This is a genomic window from Bacillus sp. LJBS06 (genome assembly GCF_016924995.1).
Lineage (GTDB): Bacteria > Bacillota > Bacilli > Bacillales > Bacillaceae > Bacillus > Bacillus stercoris.
Window position 1 is genome coordinate 213538 of sequence record NZ_CP070483.1, and the last position, 15873, is coordinate 229410.

Below are 15873 nucleotides of genomic sequence, written 5' to 3' on the forward strand. Positions count from 1 at the left end.
TTATGAATCTAAACATTTATTAAATGGATTTGTTACTCAATACTAAACATAAGGAAGAGGTGTGCTATATGAATGGAAATCAAAATAAAAAAGTATTATTTTTGACGGACATTGAAAACGGCTTGGAGCCTATTTTACAAGAAGTGACTAACACTCCTGCAGAAAGTATGTTGACTATACAAAGCTATGGTGCCAGTATTTCACATCCTTATGGAGAAATCATGAGGTCTGTTATTTTTGCGATTTTCCAGGAAGATGTTGAGGAGATTTTTGTAGTAGGAACAAAAGATAAGAAAACTTCCACAGGTCATAGACTTACTCAACTTGAAGCAATGAAAGATAAAATACAAACATTGGATTATCTCTTTCAGAATTGCAAACCTGAATTTTTAGGTGGTACGGTCGATGAATGGCTACATGAAAATAGCAGTGACACCATTGAAAAAAGTGTTGATATCATTCGTCATCATCCATTAGTGCCGTCATATGTTAAAGTTCGAGGTTTAATCATTAATCAAGAGGATGGAACATCATCAATGGTGGAGGTTCCTGCTATGAAAACAGGTCAAACCTCACCTGATCATTGCTTGTCATGATGAAATGGAAGAACTTCTATACACCTATATATGAAAAAAACAGCTCTAAGGAGAAGGTATGGACTCTAATTTAACTGATTTTGTCACGAAAACAATAGAGGACATGAACTCGTTTGATCGTGAAAATATGGAATGTATGAAAAAGGTAATAAGAAAAGCAATTGATTTTTATCATCTACAATCTTATGAAGAAGTTGAGGAAACCCATTTAGGAAGCATTCGATTTTTGCATATACACTCTATGATGGAGGAAAATATGTTATCCAAAATGATAGTGGTCACAAGAAACGGTAATACTGATTTGGATATTGAAGGTGTATATGAAGGACATGTTGTAAGAGAATATTAATGAGACGAAATCACAAATAGAATATGCCAATTTTTTTGCTCAGGAGATGTATGATATATGAAAAAATCGAAAGGTTCTATTGAATCAGAGATCAGTAAATCCATTACTCAATGGGAGAAAGATTATCTTGGGCGCGGGTCTGTATCTGTTAAAACTGATATACTCCGGGATATGGTCATCGTCAATTTAAAAGGGATTTTAACACCAGCTGAATATGTAGTGTGTGGATCAAAAGAGGGTATGTTATCTATTAAACAAACTCGCTCGGAGTTAGTCGAATCAGGTATAGAAGGTCTTAAGGATATTATCCTAAAAATCACCGGAGAAAAAGTGATAAGTTTTTTTACTGATTTAAGCTCCCGGACAGGTGAACGAGTAATGGTATTTAAATTATGTAATGATCTAGAGAAAAATCTTTAATATAAATGTTTGATGATCCCTGCTATTCAAGCCAGGGAGAGGGCATTCAAAATATTACCTGCCGCTTCTTTTGCTTTACAGTTATGTCATCATTACTATTTTTAATTCATAACCCACGAGCGGACTTGTTATTCCTGCTGAAAGATCTAACATCCGCTTTTGTTACGAGCGGATGTTTTTTCACATCTAATTAAAATGCATGAATTTGGTGCTGGTGCTTAGTCAATGCCAAATTCATTAAAAACATCCAAAATACCTGAACAAATATCCCGGAAAACTTAAGCCTCTAGCGAATAGTGTTGTTTACTCCCTTAGCCAAAATCAAAATGTTTTATTGATTTAAATTAGAAGCTTTGCTTCGGTTAACAAAGTCACCGCCGATTTCCCCCAAGAATAACATGATAATGAGACCCATTCGAAAGTGTAGGGTTTTTGATATGCTGTCTTCAGTTTCATTCCTCGAAATGAGTACCAAAAAACGAATTGACATATCGAAATATAACGATATAATAATTGATATGGAGCCAATTGAAGTATTCAAAGCTTTATCAAATGAATCAAGGCTGCAAATTTTACAATGGCTGAAGGAGCCCGATCGTCATTTTGCACCCCATGAAGGGATTGATATGAACACAATCGGGGTATGTGTCAGTCAAATAACAGACAAATTGAAAATGACGCAATCGACAGCTTCTCAATATCTTACCATCCTTTTAAGAGCCGGCTTGATTAAGGCGGAGCGTATTGGAAAGTACACATATTACAAAAGAGATGAAGAAGCCATTGGGAAACTTGCTGACTTTCTTAAAACAGAGATATAAAAATAAACATCAAAAGATGTTTATTTTTACACTATACATATCGACATATTACGATGTGTTTATTTTTTATAATAACATATCGATATATCGTGATATGTTTATTAACAATTAAGGAGTGAATGCTTTATGTCTAATACTTGGAAAATTTATATTTTAGCCATTGTCAGCTTTTTAGTTGGAACCTCAGAATACATCATTTCGGGAATTTTGGATCAAATTGCTCATACTCTCGGGATCACTATAGCTGCCGCGGGCCAGCTTATTACCATTTTCTCACTTGTATATGCTCTTTCTACACCCGTACTTATGGCGTTGACAGCAAGTATGGATAGACGCAAATTGATGATGTATGCCCTCGGTTTGTTTGTGTTCGGTAATGTCCTGGCTTTTGTACTGCCTGGTTATGGATGGTTTATTGCAGCGCGGATCATTATGGCGATGGGAGCAGGTGTGGTTGTTGTTACCGCTTTAACCATTGCCGCTAAGATTGCATCGGAAGGAAAGCAGGGCAGTGCCATCGCTACTGTCGTGATGGGATTTACCGCTTCTTTAATCATAGGTGTTCCGCTTGGAAGAATGATAGCAGTAGCATTAGGCTGGAAGTCCGTATTTGGTGCCATTGCTTTGTTGGGATTGATCGCAATGGCCGTTATTTTCTTTACTCTTCCGCATACTAAAGGTGATAAGCCTGTGCCTTTGCTTCAACAGCTTGCTCTTTTCAAAAAACGGAAAGTGGCTATGGGGTTATCAATCACTTTCTTCTGGCTCGGGGGATATTCTGTTGCTTACACTTATTTGTCACCGTATCTCTTGAACATCTCAGGTATAAACGGCAAGCTGCTTAGCGGTGTTTTGCTTATATTTGGAATTGCCAGTTTGGTTGGATCGAAGTTTGGGGGATATAGCACCGATAAATGGGGAGTGCCCTTTACACTCGTTGGCGGGATGACGTTGCATATCGTCACACTGATTCTGCTGTCACTTGTTACTCATTCCTATATCGGCGTGTTGGTGATTCTCATATTATGGTCGTTTGCCGCATGGTCTACCGGTCCGACACAGCAATTTCACTTGGCTACAATAGAACCGGAAATGTCAGGTGTTTTGCTCAGCATGAATCAGTCCATGATGCAACTCGCCATGGCAGTCGGCGCAGGAATAGGAGGGGTTTTTGTGGAAAACGTATCATTGGCCTCGATTACCTGGATTGGTGCATTGGGGGTTATGATTGCCATTATTGCATCATTGATGATTTTCAATTCGCAACCGAAACAGATGCTAAGAGATATCAATCAATAATACACTATTTTGTTTTAGTTCTTAAAATTCAATTGCCCTAATATATATTGATTGCATAGTTACCAGTCCATGTAGAGCCATCCTTTTTAGATCGTTAGGAATATTTTGATTCTATAAGATGAGATGAATTTAATGAATAAGACCTCTTTGGTTAACTGACCAAAGGGGTCTTTTGTGTCAGTGCTCAGCAGATGCGAGAGAACATTAAAAAAGGCGGCGGAGTTTCTTATAATGGGATCTCACAGGATTATTTACAGTGTTTGTAGTATTTAAATGTTAATTGGAAGATAATGCACTTTCCGGTATATCCTTATGGAATACGCTGAGTGTCTATTATCAAACGAGAGAGGGGGCCCTTTTATGAAATCAAATGGTGATAAATTGTCGTTATCTGTTCAGAATTTGGCAAATACAAATGAGATCACAATTGTTCAAGCGATAGGGGAGTTAAAGAAATCGGGAAAAGATGCAATACCAGTTTTGGTTGAGGCCTTAAAAGAGGAAGGCTCTTTGTGTAATATTGCTGCGGCTGTTTTAGGTGAGTTTGGGGAAGACGCGAGTGAAGCAGCGGAGGAGCTATCATGTTTATTAAAAAGTCATGCCGAAGATACAAGAATGGCAGCGGCGATTTCACTAATGAGAATCGGGAAGCCCAGTCTGCCCTTTGTCATCAAAATCGCTCAAGAAAGTGAAGGTCAATCGTGCTTTTGGGCATCTTGGTGTATTGCATGGATTGATCCGTCTTGCATTGAACCTAAGATGTATAAATGTCTAAAATACGAGCATGAACATCCTTCAGGAATAGTTGCTCCGTTTGCGGCTGAAGAGGCATTAGGAAAGCTGATTGCTTTTCAGCTGAAAGATAAGGAGGACTGAAAGTATGAAAGATGAACAAATGTTGACTGAATGGCCAAGTCATTTACCATGGTTGAATCAATCACAGAATGATTTTACATTTCCAAGTGACACATATCTTCTTCTTTATTTTTGGTCAATGAGCTGTCCAAACTGCCACCAATTAACGGACAAAGTCCTTCAAGATATAAAGGATATGAATGTGAAAGTAATCGGAGTACATGTCCCTTATATAGAAGAAGAGAAATCTATGGAGGTTGTCTCGACGTATGCTCTTGATAGGGGACTAGCTATTCCGATTGTATTAGACCAAAACTATGAGATCGTCACAACTTGTCACGTACAAGGCATCCCCAGCTTTTGTCTATTAAGTCAATACGGTCAGATCATTACTAAAACGATGGGAGATGTTGGTTGGGGTAAGATGTTAAAAAAGATTGCAGGCTTGTGAAATTTTCCGTCTTGTATGTATGTGCGACAAACGGTTGAATATTATGATGCAACGGTCCTTCCTATAAGCAGGAAGGTTTTTTAATGAAATATTTTTTTATTTGTGGGTAAATTCATCAAATGTTCCGCTATGCTCCAAATGTACACCTTTCCGTAAGGACAAAGTCAAATGTGGAAATAAAATCTCTCCAAAGTTAATCAGAAATTTATTTTCATATCGTATCCTTTCAGTATCACGTGAAAGGAGCATCTTATGAAAACATTATGGAAAGTCGTAAAAATCTTTTTTTGCAGCTTAGCTGCTTTGGTTTTGCTTGTATCCGTCTCGGTATTTATTTATCACCATTACCAACTAAATAAGGAAGCAGCACTTCTTAAAGAAGAAGGCACATTGGTCGATGTTGACGGTAAAAAGATGAATGTGTATCAAGAGGGAAGCGGGAAGGATACGTTTGTGTTTATGTCCGGCTCGGGGATTGCTGCGCCTGCTTATGAGATGAAAGGTTTGTACAGTAAGTTTTCAAAGGAAAACAAGATTGCTGTTGTTGATCGGGCAGGTTATGGATACAGTGATGTGTCTAACGATGACAGAGATATTGATACGATACTGGAACAGACAAGGAAAGCGCTTATGAAAAGCGGAAATAAGCCTCCTTATATTTTAATGCCTCATTCGATATCCGGGATTGAAGCGATGTATTGGGCACAGAAATATCCTAAGGAAATCAAGGCGATTATTGCGATGGATATTGGATTGCCCCAGCAGTACGTCACGTATAAATTGAGCGGGATCGACAGAATGAAAGTGAGAGGATTCCATCTGTTAACGTCGATTGGTTTTCATCGGTTTATGCCTTCCGCTGTATATAACCTTGAGGTGATTCGTCAGTCGTTTTTAACCGATAAAGAAAAAGAAATCTATAAAGCCATTAACTTTAAGCAATTTTTTAATGCTGATATGGAGCATGAGCTGTTACAGTCTTACCAAAACGGCAGGAAATCTGTGAATTTGCCGGCGCCAAAAGAAACTCCTGTCTTATTTTTAGATGCGGTTTCTGACCAAAATAGACATTCAAAGTATGCCATACGAAACCGAAAAGACTATGAAGCGTTTGCGGCTCAATTCAATACTGCCGATATAAAGGAACTGAGGGGAACACACAGTATTTATTTATATCAGCCTGATCAAATATATAAACTTTCCATGGAGTTTATGAGAAAGGTTCGCTAGGATGAAGGGTTATCATATTTTAATCGTTGAAGACGATGTGATGATTGGTGATTTGCTGCAAAAGATTTTGCAGCGTGAGGGATATCGTGTGATATGGAAAACAGATGGAGCGGATGTGCTTTCGGTCATACAGAAGGTGGATTTGGTCATTATGGATGTGATGCTGCCGGGTGAGGACGGGTATCAAATGTCTGCAAAAATCAAAAAGCTGGGGCTGCGCATTCCGGTCATTTTTCTTTCGGCCCGCAATGACATGGACAGTAAGCTCCAAGGGTTGAAAATCGGCGAGGATTATATGGTGAAGCCCTTTGATCCGAGAGAGCTGCTGTTAAGAATGCAGAATATGCTTGAGCATCATTATGGGACCTTTACGCAAATCAAGCACTTGTATATTGATGCTAAAACCAAAAAAGTGTTCAATGAAAGCCTGCATGATGAGGTGTTGTTTACTGCGATTGAGCGGAAAATTTTCTTTTATTTATATGAAAATAGGGACAGCACCTTGACAAAGGATCATTTCTTTGAATATCTGTGGCAGCTCGAAGATAGAAACCCGAATATCGTCAATGTGCACATTAAAAAAATAAGAGCCAAAATCAACGATCAAGCGGGTGAGATTATTGAAAATATATATGGAGAAGGGTATCGGCTGAATACCGTTGTGAAGAAATGAAGTTAAAGACAAAATATATGTTGTTATTATGTACGGCTGTCATTAGTGTCCCGGTGCTATTGCTGGCGGTTAGTATTTTGATGTCTGTCATTTATGAAAACATGTTTAAATCAATGAATCACGGTACGCCTTTTCATAGGTCGTTTGCGTATCCGGCAATGCTCATTGTATTTTTGTTATCACTCTTATTGTTAGCTTTTTTATTTTCGAAGTCGATTCATTCTCTGCTGCATAAAATCAATCTATTACATCATACCATTCGGCATCTGGCGAGTGATCAAAAGGTGCCGGATAAAATAGAAGTGAAACGCGCTGATGAAATCGGGGAGCTGATCAAGTCGGTCAATTTGTTAATTGAACGGACGACATATCGTGAACTGGAATTGAAACAGCAGGAGGAAATCAAAAAGGAGCTTTTGCAAAAACTGCGTCATGACATTAACACACCTTTAACAGCTCTCAGGCTGCAGTTGTTTTATTTGGAAGGCCAATGTCATGATCAGGCCGTATTCGAATCGTTGTATCAGCAAATCGATTATATCTCGGAATTAACCAATGAATTCAATCTATATTCCGCCGAAACGCTAGAAAGCTCTTATATCGTAAATGAAGAAGTGCGTCTAAATGAGCTGTTAGAAACAGCGGTGAAAAAGTGGGATTATTTATATAGTATGAATGGGATTGAATTGCACTTTAAGCCGGCAGATCAAGATGTGATATGGATGAGCAACGTGTTATGGATGCAAAGGCTGTTTGATAATATTTTTCAAAATACGTTAAAGCATTCAAAAGCTGAAAAGATGGAAGTCAGGATCGAAAATGGCACTGTTTCTATCCGCGATGATGGTATTGGATTTGATCGGAATGAGAACAGTGAGGGGATTGGGTTGAAGATTATTGAGGATATATGCAGACTGCTTGCGATGACTTATGAGTTGGAGACAAATGAGTATGGAACGCGGTTTTTGTTTTCAAAAGAGTGACCCCGCTGATGTTTTTCTTTCTCCCATAAACTATATATAATAGGAAGAAAGAAATGAGGTGATCAGTATATGTTTAAAAAATTCATCAAAACGATCAAAAACCTCTCAAGCAGTTCTAGTGACCGATATCGCAGACACCGGCATTACAGCAGCAGCCGGCGCAGACATTATCGCAGCTATAGCAGCAGCTCGGGCAAAAGAAGACACTACGACCGTTATGGCGGGAGTCATCGTTACAAACGCCGGAGCTACAGCAGCAGTTAATCCGAAAAAAGTTCTTGTTCCGCTTTTGGGACAAGGGTTTTTTTATGTGACCGATTGAATGGCCCGGTTTAGATCCTCGCGAATGGAAGCGGTGTGCTGATACTCTTCATCAATGCCCAATAATTTTTTCAGCAGCAGGGTTACTTCTTTTGTCAGCGTTAATTCCTCCAGCCAAGTGCCGTTTTTCTTCTTTTTTCCTTTATATTGAGAGTACAGCAGAAATAACAGCGTTTCTCCGAGATCGAAGAAGTCATCCTGTTTTCTCACCTTTATTTCCTCCGTTTCTTCAGAAGTCAATTGTTTGGCAAGGCCGAAATCAATGAGACAGAGCCTGCCGTTATTGATGATGATATTAGGCGTTCTGATATCGCTGTGAAAGATAAGGTGATCATGCAGGTATTCTATAATCTCAAGCAGCTGCGAAATCAATCGTAATGCCATAAGCTCTGTGAACGGCTGTTTTTGAAAAAATAATAATTCTTCTATATTCTCTCCCTCAATGAACTGCATGACATAATAAGTCTGTCCGTCTATGATGAACTCATCTATGAAGCCCGGAATTTGCGGATGGTGAATGCTTTTGAGCAGTTTTATTTCCTGTTGGAACCGGACTTTTTCTTTTTCCTTTTTGGCTTTTGTCGGCCGCAGCTGTTTTAAGACATAAGGTGTTTGAGTTAGGATATCGGTGCACAAATAAACCAAACCGTAGCCGCCCATGCCGAGGCATTCTTCGATTTTGTATTGATGATTTAATATAACGCCGTTCTTTAGAGGGCGGTCAAAAAGCAGTTTTTTTAGAAGTTTTAATGCCATGTCTGCACTTCCCTTGGTTGTACTGACTATAGTTTACCTTCTAGGCTAAGAATAAAAAAGAGCCGGATAACCGGCTCGGTATAAGTTAAAACTGCTTTGTTACGTCGTATTCATAATCTATTTTTGCTTTAACATTGCTCATCGTCGATCTGGCAGTCGCTAATGTATTATATTTAAAACTCCATACCTTTGCCACACTGAGTTGATCCGACAAAGAGATATCATAAGACCCTGAAGTCGAGCTGTTTACAAGGGCACGGCGCCATTCGTTATTTTCGCTTGTCATGATCAGATGGCGTGTATTTCCTTGGCTTGGTGTTTGAGTGGCGGTTGTTTGCACTCTGGTTACAATGGCATCACGCGGTATCCCGGATTGGTTTGTTAAATCAGCCTTGATCACGCTGGAGTCAGAACCTGAGGGGCTAAGGCTTGTATTTCCTTTATTTTCAGCAATGCCGCTGAATTGGAATGTTCCGCTGCCTGATTTGATTCGGTCTTCAATTGAAAGCGTAAAGTACATGTTTCCGGTATAGGTGCCTCGTGACACCTTCACATAGAAGGTATCCGTCGTGTTTTGGGCGTCTGCATTTGCATAAATAAAAGAGGAGAACGTATTGGGGTTAATGACTTCTGTGCCTTGAGAAACAGGTATTCTGTTCTTATCGTAAATTTCAATTTTCATCCCTGTATACGCGCTCTGGTATGTACTCCTCACGTATACCTTTTCTCCCTTATTAGCCGTAAAAGTGAAATAGGCTTCATCTTGACCAGCTTCCAGTATCGTTGTATCGATATTTTTATATTTCCAATAACCGATAGGCATTGCGGTATCAAATGAATTGTTTCCTGTGATCGCAGTGACCCCGGCAGCTGATGCCGAATACGTAAAGGTGAATAAGACAGACAGCATGATAGCAAATGGAATAAGCCATTTTTTCGCCATGTAAACAACCTCCTTTTATTTCCATCATACATAATAACTGTATGGGTGTAAATAAATGTTTTTAGAGGTTAATATATACATAACCATTGCCGATAAAAAAGAATAAGAGAGAATACTCGGGAGGGAATTCAATGCGTCTGAATCGGCAATTTATCCGCACTCAGCTGATGGCACAGAATATATTAAGCAAGAATGCGCCTGCCAAACGAGAGAATTTGACTGAAAGTACAGCGGCAGTTCTGGAAAAGGCATACAGCAGGCTTGAGCCGCGATCTTCAAGTGTGGGAATCGATCAGTTCAACTATTCTAAAACCAGCGTGTCGGGAAACAGTGGGACGTTCAGCAAAGTGTATCAATCAGCGAATGACCGAACAGTGACAGATACAGGGAAAGAAACAGTGATCGAATCCAATAACCCCTATGACTCTGAGAGTGATATCAGAATCAAAATACTAGATGAAAAATACAGCAGGATGAATGCCATAAACAAAGCAAAGTCTGATCCCTTAGGCTATATTAAGGATAAGTATCAAAATTCAAAGTCTCCTTATTTCAGAAGTGATCTGTCTGCCGCAGAAAGACAGGCTGCTTACGATAATGAAACAGAATGGCTATTCAAAGGCAAAGCCCAAAACTATAACCTCCAGGATGCTGCGTTTCGCAATGTTACATTTAATGGGGAAGTGGAAGCTGAGAATGAAAAGGTGTATCAGCGGAGCCAGGTGAACCAGCAGCTGCAAGTGCTTTTGAATCGGAACCATATTCACATTCCAGAGGGGACGGAGCTGACGTTTACGATTACGCCGATTGACTATCAGGTGCGTGTGAGCGGGACAGACGATCAGGATCTGATCAAGCAAATTGAGCAAGTACTGCAATCTGGAGACAACAGCAAAGAACTATTTTTACACATCATGAAAAGCCAAAGCAGTGATTCAACACAATTTTCCGAAGAGGCCTATAAAAAGTATCAGGCAGCTCGTGAGATGTACGAAGTCACAGGCTACCATTTGAAGGATTTAGAAGTGATTGACGGGCGGTATGTAACGCCTGATGGACGTGACTTGTTAGACGTCTATAAAGAAGAGCTTGAAAAAGATCCTGTGCAAAAAGAGACGGCCTCTTATGCTATATCTCACTATCGTTCAGAGCTTAGTGAAATTGCGGAAGCTGGGTATGATGCCATTCCGGATTTCATCCTATCAATTGATTACAGCAATGGATCTCTGAGAGATGTGGGACAAAGCAAGAGCTATGGAACCGGAGATACCGGGTGGCTTGAAGCATTAAAGCGTCAAACGGGCGTAAATTATTAGGTAAGCTGTTCATGTAGAACAGCTTATTTTTTATGAAAATCTAAAAATTATAATTTTAATATTCAAATAATTTTATTATTTTTATATAGAAGATTTTAAATGAAGTGAATGATTCAGAACTTAGCACAAAGGTGTTTACCTGAAAAAAACAATTGTGTTTTCCAGAGAAATTTATTATGATGAAATAAGTAATTTAGGAGATTATATAACAATTTTGAGTTTGAATTTTCTGATTGTTATTACTGAGTGATGTGAGGGCAAGCAGATCTGCTGTTTTCTCATTTGTGAGTATTTTTGTGAGGAGGAGGAAGAGGAGTGGCAAATAAAGAATTAAAGAGGGGCCTGGGCGCGCGTCATATTCAGATGATCGCCTTGGGCGGCACGATCGGTGTTGGCTTGTTTATGGGGTCTGCCAGCACAATTTCATGGACTGGCCCATCTGTCCTTCTGGCTTATGCAATATGCGGAATTTTTATCTTTTTTATTATGCGTGCGATGGGTGAAATGCTGTATGTCGAGCCGAGCACAGGTTCTTTTGCGACATTCGGCCATCAATATATTCATCCGATGGCAGGTTATATAACAGCATGGAGCAACTGGTTCCAGTGGATTATCGTCGGCATGTCAGAAATTATCGCTGTCGGTACTTATATGAAGTATTGGTTCCCGGATTTGCCTGCTTGGATACCTGGTATCGTGGCAATGGTGATTCTTGGCGCAGCGAATTTAATTTCTGTTAAGTCGTTTGGTGAATTTGAATTTTGGTTTGCGATGATTAAAATCGTGACGATTATCTTGATGATTATTGCGGGGATCGGAATTATTTTCTTCGGTTTTGGCAACGGCGGAGATGCGATCGGATTGTCGAACCTGTGGTCTCACGGGGGCTTCTTTGCAGGAGGTTTCTCAGGTTTCTTCTTTGCACTGTCGCTTGTCATTGCGGCTTATCAAGGAGTTGAGCTGATCGGGATTACAGCGGGCGAAGCGAAGGACCCGCAAAACACGCTAAGAAACGCGATTCAAAGTATTATCTGGCGCATTTTGATTTTCTACATTGGCGCTATTTTTGTGATTGTGACGGTGTATCCTTGGGATGAGCTCAATTCACTCGGAAGTCCGTTCGTGTCAACGTTCTCGAAAATCGGAATCACGGCAGCGGCCGGCATTATTAACTTTGTCGTGATTACAGCGGCAATGTCGGGCTGTAACAGCGGCATTTTCAGTGCGGGCCGCATGCTGTATACACTGGGTGTAAATGGACAAGCACCGAAGTTCTTTACGAAGATTTCACGCAACGGTGTGCCGCTGTATGGCACAATTGCGGTGCTGATCGGTTTGGCTGTCGGTGTTGTACTAAACTATATCGCGCCGCCGAAGATCTTTGTCTATGTATACAGCGCAAGCGTGCTTCCTGGGATGATTCCTTGGTTTATCATTTTGATCAGCCATATCGGATTCAGAAAAGCGAAGGGCGCCGCATTAGATAAACATCCATTCAAGATGCCATTTGCTCCTTTTACAAACTATTTGACGATTGCTTTCTTGCTGATGGTTCTGGTAGGCATGTGGTTTAACGATGATACTCGTATCTCTCTGATTGTAGGCGTGATTTTCTTAGCGCTTGTGGTCATTAGTTATTATGTGTTTGGGATAGGCAAACGCACACAAGCCAATTTGACAAAAAGCCAACAAGCAGCTGAATAACGATAAAAAGAGACATTCACGGATGTCTCTTTTTTTATTTTTCGCGTATGGATTTTCCCTGTTTTAGCAAGCTATAGTGTAAAGATAGCAGAAGGAAAGGTGTTCATAAAATGGATGTTACACTCGGTTATTTGCGTGAATCACTTTCGAATCATCTTGAAAATGAAGTCTGCCAGCGGATTTGCAAGAAAATGCTGGCGAAGCGGTATGCGAATGAAGAGGAATTTGTAAAAGACTTAGATGATAATGAAATGTCTTTTTTGAACCGTGTATTAGAAAAGGAAATTAAGTATGCGCAGAATGAACAGGATCAAAAGCGGGCTAAGGAATTAAATGAGGTGTATGAATTACTGCTTTGAGAAAGGCGGGAAAAAGGAATGGGAGCAATTGAACGAAGCGGATATACTTTTCAGCCGGAGTTTAGCGTTGTCCGTCAAAACGGAGCCATCCATGTGTACCATCAAGGAGAATTTGTGGAAGAAATCGAATTTGAATTTAATGGAGAATATCCTGATCATGATTTGATTGAAGAGCTTGTGAATCATTATTGTTTTGAGCATGAGATTTAGAGCCCTGCTATGCAGGGCTCTTTCATTTATGATGTGATCAAGCCATACTTTTTCAGGATATCCACGGTGATGTTTTTGGCTTTTGTGCCGGAATCATCGACATTGGTGACAAAGACATAAGAGCCATGCTCTGTTTTGATGAATCCGACAAACCAGCCTAATCCCATATCGGTCAGGCGGGTTCCGGTTTTCCCGTAAAGCGTGTAATGATCGCCTTCCTCTTGAATCATCATGCGCTTGACGGTTTTCATCACTGGCTTGTCAAATGGAAGCTCCTCTTTAAATAACTTCTTCAAAAAGGCTTCCTGTTCCAGCGGCGATATTGTCAGAGAGCTTTGCAGCCAAAACTGGTCGATTCCCCCGCTGATATCCTCGTTGCCGTAAGATAGTGTATGAAGCCATGTTTTCATTCTTTCCTCGCCGATATCCCGCGCTAGTGCTTGATAATACCAGATTGCGGATTCACGCATGGCCGAGCCAAGTGTATGGTCGCGGTTCCATGATTCGAATTCACGCTTGACCCCGTCCCATCGTTTAACATCGTATTCATCGCGTACAGCTTTGACCTGCAAACCGATTAAGGCATTTACGACCTTAAAGGTGGACTGCGGAGTTTGTCGTTGATTTGCCCGTTCTCTGTTGTAGACAAATGTCTGATCCTTTTGCAAATCGTGGAGAATGAAGGTTCCATCCGTATCCTTGAATTCATCATCGACATTCATTCTGCTGACATTCAAGTGTTTTTCATGAGCAGATGATGCTGCGTGCACGGAAAAGCCACCGATCCCTGCAATACTCAGCACAAGCACAACATATATCCATTTCTTCATTTTGTTCTCCCCTTTGTTTTGATTAACTACCTTTTCTCTCTTTCGTTTGTTCTTCCTTTAAAAAATAATCAAAAAGCGCTTAAATTTGGATTTGCAAACAAATACTGTTACTGGGTTTATATTCGGAAGATAACGTGAAAATAGAGGGTAAAAAGGAAGGCAGGGTAAGCGGATGAATGAGCAGATTCCACATGACAAAAGTCTCGATAACAGCCTGACACTGCTGAAGGAAGGGTATTTATTTATTAAAAACAGAACAGAGCGCTACAATTCAGATTTGTTTCAGGCCCGTTTGTTGGGGAAAAACTTTATTTGCATGACTGGCGCTGAGGCGGCGAAGGTGTTTTATGATACGAATCGATTCCAGCGGCAGAACGCTTTGCCGAAGCGGGTGCAGAAATCGCTGTTTGGTGTCAATGCGATTCAGGGAATGGATGGCAGCGCGCATATCCATCGGAAGATGCTTTTTCTGTCATTGATGACATCGCCGCATCAAAAACGTTTGGCTGAGTTGATGACAGAGGAGTGGAAAGCAGCAGTCACAAGATGGGAGAAGGCAGATCAGGTTGTGTTATTTGAAGAAGCAAAAGAAATCCTGTGCCGGGTAGCGTGCTATTGGGCAGGTGTTCCGTTGAAGGAAACGGAAGTCAAAGAGAGAGCGGATGACTTCATTGACATGGTCGATGCGTTCGGTGCTGTGGGACCGCGGCATTGGAAGGGAAGAAGAGCAAGGCCGCGTGCGGAAGAGTGGATTGAAGTCATGATTGAAGATGTGCGTGCCGGCTTGCTCAAAACACCTGCCGGAACAGCGCTGCATGAAATGGCGTTTCACAAACAAGAAGATGGAAGCGAGTTGGATTCCCGGATAGCAGCCATTGAGCTGATTAATGTACTGCGGCCTATTGTGGCCATTTCTTACTTTCTTGTGTTTTCAGCTTTGGCGCTTCATGAGCATCCGAAGTATAAGGAATGGCTGCGGTCGGGAAGCTGCCGGGAAAGAGAAATGTTTGTGCAGGAGGTCCGCAGATATTATCCGTTCGGCCCGTTTTTAGGTGCGCTTGTCAAAAAGGACTTTGTATGGAATAACTGTGAGTTTAAGAAGGGAACATCGGTATTACTTGATGTATATGGAACGAATCACGATCCTCGTCTATGGGATCATCCCGATGAATTCCGGCCGGAACGATTTGCGGAGAGGGAGGAAAATCCGTTTGATTTGATTCCTCAAGGCGGGGGGCACGCCGAGAAAGGCCATCGCTGTCCAGGGGAAGGCATTACAATTGAAGTCATGAAAGCGAGCCTGGATTTTCTCGTCAATCAGATTGAATACGACGTTCCGGAACAATCACTGCACTACAGTCTCGCCAGAATGCCGTCATTGCCTGAAAGCGGCTTTATCATGAGCGGAATCAGGCAGAAAAGGTAAATCAAAAGCTCTCTTCCTTATCGAAGAGAGCTTTTTTGATTACTTCTTTTTTTCATCGTAGTATTGGACGGGATACATGGAGCCTTCTGATACCATTTTGTTGTCCTCGATATCTTGCGGGTCCGGGTGGCCGGCTTTATCGACTGGGAACGTTTCCATGTCTGGCTGTTTTGTTATTTTCATCTTCATGCTGTGAATGAATTCTCTTGCTTTTTGGCGATTTGACGGGTCTTTTAATAGATAAGAAGTGATGCCGACAGTTGAAACAGCGAGACCTGAAAGTAACAGTTTTTGTTTCATGGTGATACTCCTTTCTATTTTAAGAGTAGTG

Annotated in this window: 20 protein-coding genes; 16 read left to right on the forward strand and 4 right to left on the reverse strand. The window is 40.8% G+C overall.

Features of this window, described 5'->3' with window-relative positions:
- Window positions 1-68 precede the first annotated feature (68 nt).
- The 11 genes from JQX68_RS01195 (at window position 69) to JQX68_RS01245 (ending at window position 7999) form a co-directional block, all read left to right on the forward strand.
- Window positions 69-596 carry a carbonic anhydrase gene (locus JQX68_RS01195; RefSeq protein WP_040084347.1) on the forward strand — a complete coding sequence of 176 codons (528 nt, stop codon included), beginning with the start codon at window positions 69-71 and terminating at the stop codon, window positions 594-596.
- Between the two features lie 58 nt (window positions 597-654).
- Window positions 655-945 (forward strand): DUF6407 family protein, encoded by a 291-nt coding sequence (locus JQX68_RS01200; RefSeq protein WP_014662580.1) that lies wholly within the window; start codon window positions 655-657, stop codon window positions 943-945.
- Between the two features lie 57 nt (window positions 946-1002).
- Window positions 1003-1365, forward strand: a complete 363-nt coding sequence (locus JQX68_RS01205; RefSeq protein WP_014662581.1) for a Na-translocating system protein MpsC family protein — start codon at window positions 1003-1005, stop codon at window positions 1363-1365.
- Between the two features lie 518 nt (window positions 1366-1883).
- Window positions 1884-2186, forward strand: coding sequence for an ArsR/SmtB family transcription factor (locus JQX68_RS01210; RefSeq protein WP_003234907.1), 303 nt, complete (start codon window positions 1884-1886; stop codon window positions 2184-2186).
- Window positions 2187-2312: 126 nt separating this feature from the next.
- Window positions 2313-3485 (forward strand): MFS transporter, encoded by a 1173-nt coding sequence (locus JQX68_RS01215; RefSeq protein ID WP_147772835.1) that lies wholly within the window; start codon window positions 2313-2315, stop codon window positions 3483-3485.
- 360 nt (window positions 3486-3845) lie between these two features.
- Window positions 3846-4361 (forward strand): sporulation killing factor biosynthesis/export protein SkfG, encoded by a 516-nt coding sequence (skfG, locus tag JQX68_RS01220; RefSeq protein WP_147772836.1) that lies wholly within the window; start codon window positions 3846-3848, stop codon window positions 4359-4361.
- A 4-nt stretch (window positions 4362-4365) separates the two neighbouring features.
- Window positions 4366-4791, forward strand: coding sequence for a sporulation killing factor biosynthesis/export protein SkfH (skfH, locus tag JQX68_RS01225; protein WP_147772837.1), 426 nt, complete (start codon window positions 4366-4368; stop codon window positions 4789-4791).
- Window positions 4792-5043: 252 nt separating this feature from the next.
- Window positions 5044-6021, forward strand: coding sequence for an alpha/beta fold hydrolase (locus JQX68_RS01230; RefSeq protein ID WP_147772838.1), 978 nt, complete (start codon window positions 5044-5046; stop codon window positions 6019-6021).
- Window position 6022: 1 nt separating this feature from the next.
- The gene (gene ybdJ, locus JQX68_RS01235) at window positions 6023-6694 is read left to right on the forward strand and encodes a two-component system response regulator YbdJ (protein WP_040084337.1); all 672 of its coding nucleotides are present in this window, start codon (window positions 6023-6025) and stop codon (window positions 6692-6694) included.
- A complete protein-coding gene (gene ybdK, locus JQX68_RS01240; RefSeq protein WP_014662588.1) occupies window positions 6691-7677 on the forward strand; it encodes a two-component system sensor histidine kinase YbdK in 987 nt (328 codons plus the stop codon). Before ybdJ ends, ybdK begins: the two co-directional genes overlap by 4 nt.
- 58 nt (window positions 7678-7735) lie before the next feature.
- Window positions 7736-7999, forward strand: a complete 264-nt coding sequence (locus JQX68_RS01245) for a hypothetical protein (protein ID WP_081483590.1) — start codon at window positions 7736-7738, stop codon at window positions 7997-7999.
- Here the strand turns inward: JQX68_RS01245 and JQX68_RS01250 are convergent.
- Window positions 7984-8754, reverse strand: a complete 771-nt coding sequence (locus tag JQX68_RS01250) for a serine/threonine-protein kinase (RefSeq protein WP_014662590.1) — start codon at window positions 8752-8754, stop codon at window positions 7984-7986. The genes JQX68_RS01245 and JQX68_RS01250 overlap by 16 nt on opposite strands.
- Window positions 8755-8839: 85 nt before the next feature.
- Entirely contained in the window at window positions 8840-9697 is an 858-nt protein-coding gene (locus JQX68_RS01255) for a hypothetical protein (protein WP_103031472.1), read from the reverse strand.
- 131 nt (window positions 9698-9828) lie between these two features.
- Between JQX68_RS01255 and JQX68_RS01260 the strand changes: the two genes are divergently transcribed.
- The 4 genes from JQX68_RS01260 (at window position 9829) to JQX68_RS01275 (ending at window position 13286) form a co-directional block, all read left to right on the forward strand.
- Window positions 9829-11013, forward strand: a complete 1185-nt coding sequence (locus tag JQX68_RS01260) for a DUF4885 domain-containing protein (protein ID WP_069148868.1) — start codon at window positions 9829-9831, stop codon at window positions 11011-11013.
- A gap of 315 nt (window positions 11014-11328) precedes the next feature.
- Window positions 11329-12717 (forward strand): amino acid permease, encoded by a 1389-nt coding sequence (locus JQX68_RS01265; RefSeq protein ID WP_014662593.1) that lies wholly within the window; start codon window positions 11329-11331, stop codon window positions 12715-12717.
- A gap of 110 nt (window positions 12718-12827) precedes the next feature.
- A complete protein-coding gene (csgA, locus tag JQX68_RS01270) occupies window positions 12828-13076 on the forward strand; it encodes a sigma-G-dependent sporulation-specific acid-soluble spore protein CsgA (RefSeq protein WP_069148869.1) in 249 nt (82 codons plus the stop codon).
- Between the two features lie 18 nt (window positions 13077-13094).
- Window positions 13095-13286: a DUF5370 family protein gene (locus tag JQX68_RS01275; protein ID WP_003234886.1), complete on the forward strand. Its 192-nt coding sequence runs from the start codon at window positions 13095-13097 to the stop codon at window positions 13284-13286.
- A 26-nt stretch (window positions 13287-13312) separates the two neighbouring features.
- Here JQX68_RS01275 and blaOXA read toward each other — a convergent pair whose 3' ends face one another.
- Window positions 13313-14116 carry a class D beta-lactamase gene (blaOXA, locus tag JQX68_RS01280; protein WP_147772839.1) on the reverse strand — a complete coding sequence of 268 codons (804 nt, stop codon included), beginning with the start codon at window positions 14114-14116 and terminating at the stop codon, window positions 13313-13315.
- A gap of 172 nt (window positions 14117-14288) precedes the next feature.
- On the opposite strand from blaOXA, the gene cypC reads away from it, so the two are divergent.
- On the forward strand, window positions 14289-15542 hold the full coding sequence (gene cypC, locus JQX68_RS01285; protein WP_147772840.1) for a CYP152 family fatty-acid peroxygenase CypC: 1254 nt from the start codon (window positions 14289-14291) through the stop codon (window positions 15540-15542).
- A 39-nt stretch (window positions 15543-15581) separates the two neighbouring features.
- On the opposite strand, the gene JQX68_RS01290 is transcribed toward cypC, so the two are convergent.
- On the reverse strand, window positions 15582-15842 hold the full coding sequence (locus JQX68_RS01290; RefSeq protein ID WP_003234883.1) for a hypothetical protein: 261 nt from the start codon (window positions 15840-15842) through the stop codon (window positions 15582-15584).
- Window positions 15843-15873: the final 31 nt, after the last annotated feature.